Annotated in this window: 4 protein-coding genes; 3 read left to right on the top strand and 1 reads right to left on the bottom strand. The window is 39.8% G+C overall.

Annotated elements, in window-relative coordinates; translation table 11 throughout:
• The 3 genes from H5232_RS22240 to H5232_RS22230 form a co-directional block, all read left to right on the top strand.
• A partial coding sequence (locus H5232_RS22240; protein WP_182831534.1) for a MotB family protein occupies positions 1-585 on the top strand: 585 nt, incomplete at its 5' end.
• Between the two features lie 147 nt (positions 586-732).
• A complete protein-coding gene (locus tag H5232_RS22235; protein WP_149981193.1) occupies positions 733-1,215 on the top strand; it encodes a hypothetical protein in 483 nt (160 codons plus the stop codon).
• A gap of 72 nt (positions 1,216-1,287) precedes the next feature.
• Positions 1,288-3,198 (top strand): DNA topoisomerase III, encoded by a 1,911-nt coding sequence (locus H5232_RS22230; RefSeq protein ID WP_182761548.1) that lies wholly within the window; start codon positions 1,288-1,290, stop codon positions 3,196-3,198.
• A gap of 16 nt (positions 3,199-3,214) precedes the next feature.
• On the opposite strand, the gene H5232_RS22225 is transcribed toward H5232_RS22230, so the two are convergent.
• The gene (locus H5232_RS22225; protein ID WP_182794706.1) at positions 3,215-4,525 is read right to left on the bottom strand and encodes a M20 family metallopeptidase; all 1,311 of its coding nucleotides are present in this window, start codon (positions 4,523-4,525) and stop codon (positions 3,215-3,217) included.
• Positions 4,526-4,664: the final 139 nt, after the last annotated feature.

Below are 4,664 nucleotides of genomic sequence, written 5' to 3'. Positions count from 1 at the left end.
GCTGGCGGTCGTCAAGAGCAACGCGGTAATAAGCGTGGCGGTGAGTCACAAAGTACAGCGCAACAACAAGCATCAGAACAATCTATTTCTGCAGCTGATCAAGAGCAGGTTAATGAGTTAGTTAAAAAGATAGCCCAGCAATTGGAACAACAAATCATGGATGGTGCTGTTGAGTTGGAATCATTAGGTCAGCAAATTATTATTCGTATTCGTGAAAATGGTTCATTTCCATCTGGGAGTGCATTTTTACAACCTAAGTTTAAACCAATTATTCGTGATATAGCTGCGTTACTAAAAGATGTGCCAGGTGAAATTACGGTGTCTGGTCATACTGATGATTTTCAAGTTTCGAATGAGCTGTATACCAATAACTGGGATTTATCATCGAAGCGTGCAGTTGCGGTTGCAACTGAAATGCAAAAAGCACAAGGCTTTGATAAAACCAGAATGGTTGTTGTCGGTCATGCCGAAACTCGACCACTTGTTCCAAATGATTCTGATGCGGATAGACGACGTAATCGCCGCGTGGAAATTTCAATAATGCAAGGCAAGGCTAAGGAATCAGATCCGATAGATGTTCGTTAAGATGCTTGGCAAAGTACCTAATTTAGCTTAAAGTAGTTTTTTAACAAGTGTAACGGAGTGTCTGATGAAAAACGTTGATAAATATAGCTATATGCCGGGCAATGGTTCTGGTGGCGATGATGAAGAGAAGAATGTTAAGTAACGTCAATGCCTAATTGGGTGAACAATTTAATTTTTATACTTGAATATAGCTGGGTGTTATTTTTACTCCCAGCTATTTTTGTATTTTACATACGTAAGGATTGGTTGGCATTACGCTTTGTCTTGATTACAGCTGTTTTCTTCTTGTATGGCGCTGTGATTTATTCAAGCCTTAGAGAGTTAGATGACCCTTATATTTGGCGTTATGTAGTTTGGGCTTTTAATGATATTGCTTGGATGGCTTTGATTGCTTACTGGGCTATTAAAGATAAAGTGTATCTTTGGCAAAGTGTGATCGGTCAGTTGGTTGTAATTAGTGCGCCTATCTTACAATTATTTAGATTAGTGGATCGCCACCTTTGGGATTTATCGTATAGCACTATGCTATATAAAACGTTATTACCTTTAATCAATATTGGCACTGTCGTTGTGTGCTACCTTCCTCTGTTGTATTTATTTATGCGAAAAAATCGCAGTTTAAAGAGCTAATCATTAACTATTTGTAGATTAAATTACGTGTGCTAAACTACTGTGTAAATAACCAGTTGTTGATAGTGCCCTATGAAACTTTATATAGCCGAGAAGCCATCTTTAGGTCGTGCCATTGCTGATGCGCTACCAAAGCCTCATAAAAAACATGATGGCTATATTGAAGTGGCTAATGGCGATTGTGTTTCTTGGTGTATAGGTCACTTGCTCGAGCAGGCAGAGCCTGATGATTATAATGAGCAATATAAAAAATGGCGCTTTGATGACTTACCGATTATCCCACAGCAATGGCAGTTAAAAGCAAAATCTAAAACTCGTAAGCAACTTACGGTACTTAAAAAGTTAATCAAACAAGCTGATCAACTTGTTCATGCTGGTGATCCAGACCGAGAAGGGCAATTACTTGTTGATGAGGTGATTGAGCAAGTTAAACTTAGCCAAGCCAAAAAACAGCAAATTCAACGTTTATTGATCAGTGATTTGAATGTTAGCGCGGTTAAAAAGTCGCTGCAAAACGTTCGCTCTAACCGTGAATTTATTCCACTTAGTGTATCTGCTTTGGCGCGTTCGCGAGCTGATTGGCTGTTTGGTATGAATTTAACGCGCGCCTATACGCTTGCAGGTCAAAAAGCAGGGTTTGGTAATGTATTATCAGTTGGGCGTGTACAAACACCAATATTAGGATTGGTTGTTCAGCGTGATAACGAGATTGCTAATTTTGTGCCAAAACCTTTTTATGAAGTATTAGCCCATTTAAGTACCGAAAATAAAGAGCCGTTTACAGCAAAGTGGCAACCAAGCAAAGCGTGTGAACCTTATCAAGATGAAGAGGGGCGAGTGCTCCATCGAGGCCTTGCTGAGAATGTTGCGTCGCGAATTTCTAATCAATCAGGTGAAGTTACTGCGCTTGAACAAAAGCAGAAAAAGCAACAAGCACCTTTGCCGTATAATTTGTCAGCGTTACAAATTGATGCTGCGAAAGCTTTTTCAATGCCTGCACAAAAGGTATTGGATATTTGTCAAAATTTATATGAGCGTCACAAGCTAATTACCTATCCACGTTCAGACAATCGTTACTTGCCCAAAGATCATCACCAAGAAGCAGCCAGTATAATAAAGGCAATTGCCATCAATGGCGGGCAAAATGACACTCATTGCCAAGGCGCAGATGTGAGTAAACGCAGTAAGTGTTTTAACGATGCTAAGGTGGCTGCGCATCACGCCATTATTCCTACCGCTAAGCAGCAAAAGTCAGCAAGTTTGAGCGTTGAAGAAGGTAAAGTGTATGGTCTTATTAGCCGTCATTATCTGATCCAGTTTTATCCAGACTACATTTACAATGAAACAAAGGCTGAAATAACAATTAATGGTGGTATCTTTAAAGCCAACGCAAAACAAGATGTAAGTTTAGGCTTTAAAGCGTTAATGGGAAAAACCGCATTAAAAGATGAGCAGATATTGCCGCCATTAATTAAAGGGCAACAGTTGCAGTGTGAACGCGGTGAAGTAATTGATAAAATGACCAGCCCGCCAGCTCATTTCAATGATGCAACGCTGCTTAGTGCAATGACAGGTATTAGTCGGTACGTTAAAGATCCAGAAATCAAAAAAATACTCAAAGAAACAGATGGCTTAGGAACCGAAGCAACCAGAGCGGGTATTTTAGAGTTATTATTTAGAAGACAATTTTTAAGACGTCAAGGTAAACTCATTTTAGCAACCGATACAGGTAAAGCATTGATCAGTGCGTTACCGCATGGTTTAGCCAGCCCAGACCTAACCGCAAAATGGGAAGCATCGTTGGGCGACATAGCAGAACAACAAATGAGTTATCAACAATTTTTAAATCCTTTATTAGTGGATTTAGCGGCTTTTGTGGAACTTGCCAAAAATTGTGATAGCAACGTATTTGCACAATTACCAAAAACGCCGCAAAAGCGGCGTTTTACAAGAAAAACTAAACCAAAAACAAAATCGACTTAGTCATCCATTGCTAAGATTATTGATTAAACAAAGCCACCGCAGCGTTACTCATTGCAGTGATACCTGTGGGGATTGCAACTTTATAGTCAGGTGCAAATTTACTTGAATGTAGTGAAGGTAAAGTTGCCCCTGATGTTTGTGCCGCTTGATATTGAGCTTGCTCTACACCACCTAACCAAAATAAGGTGATAGGGATGTTTTTATCTGTGCGGCCATATAAACCAAAATCTTCCCCTGCCATAACCGCTTCGGTTTCAAGCACATTACTTTGTCCAATCGCCGAGCTAATCGCACTACGTACAATATTAGTTTGTGCAGGGTCGTTATATGTAGATGGGATTGACTCATCTTCATGTACATAAACCACAGGTATTAAGCTTTCATCCAATCCTGCACTTAATGCAATGCCTTTAGTTATACGTTTTATTGCTGCAATTTGTTGCTCGCGAATTTTAGGATTATAACTTCTAAGTGTCAGCTGTAGCTTTACTTCATTCGAAATTACATTATGTTTAGCTCCACCGTGAATTGAACCCACTGTAATTACTGAGGGTTCAAGAGGTGATAATTCGCGACTGGTAATTGTTTGCAGTGCCAACACGATCCGTGATGCGATAACAACAGGATCAATAGTCATATGTGGGTAAGCACCATGACCACCTTTACCTTTAACCGTAATATCTACTGAATCCACACTGGCCATGGTGTACTCATTTTTCATACTGACTTGTCCTGCAGGAACACTCGCACTAACATGCAAAGCGATAACGTGATCAGGAGTCGGATATTTATTAAATAAACCTTCTTTGAGCATCGCTTTTGCACCGCCTCCCACCTCTTCTGCAGGTTGTGCCACCATCATTAAGGTTCCTTGCCATGAATCTTTATGTAGCATTAATTGTTGCGCAGTACCAATAAATGAACTCATATGAATATCATGACCACATCCGTGCATCACACCAACGTTTGCTCCTTCATCATTTATAACAGTGACTGTTGAAGCATATGATTTACCTGTTTGTTCTATGATTGGTAAGCCGTCTGTATCAGTACGGATCATTATTGTCGGGCCATCACCATTTTTATATAAGCCTACTACACCAAAGCCACCCACATTGTCGGTCACCTCATAGCCAAGCGCACGTAATTTGGTGGCAAGCTTTTCTCCCGTTTCTTGCTCATGGTATGAAAGTTCTGGGGACTGGTGTAAATCTAAGTAAAACTTTTCAATGGCAGGCATCGTTTTATCTAACTTCAGCTCCAAGGTTGTTGAGCTTGCTAATGGACTAAGCAGTATAAGTGCAGCGTATAGACTATGAAATTTCATAAAAGACCTTTTTGATTTATGGCTTGTGATTCTGGGCTTGTAATTATTATGTTTGCCTCCATATAAAACCCTAAATAGTCTGATATGGCAATCAATAGCAATGAATAATATGGTAAATGTTAATCCGCAAAATCTTCAA

This window comes from Pseudoalteromonas sp. SG41-5 (assembly GCF_014164495.1).
GTDB classification, from domain to species: Bacteria; Pseudomonadota; Gammaproteobacteria; order Enterobacterales; family Alteromonadaceae; genus Pseudoalteromonas; species Pseudoalteromonas rhizosphaerae.
This window is presented reverse-complemented; position numbering and strand designations above follow the sequence as displayed.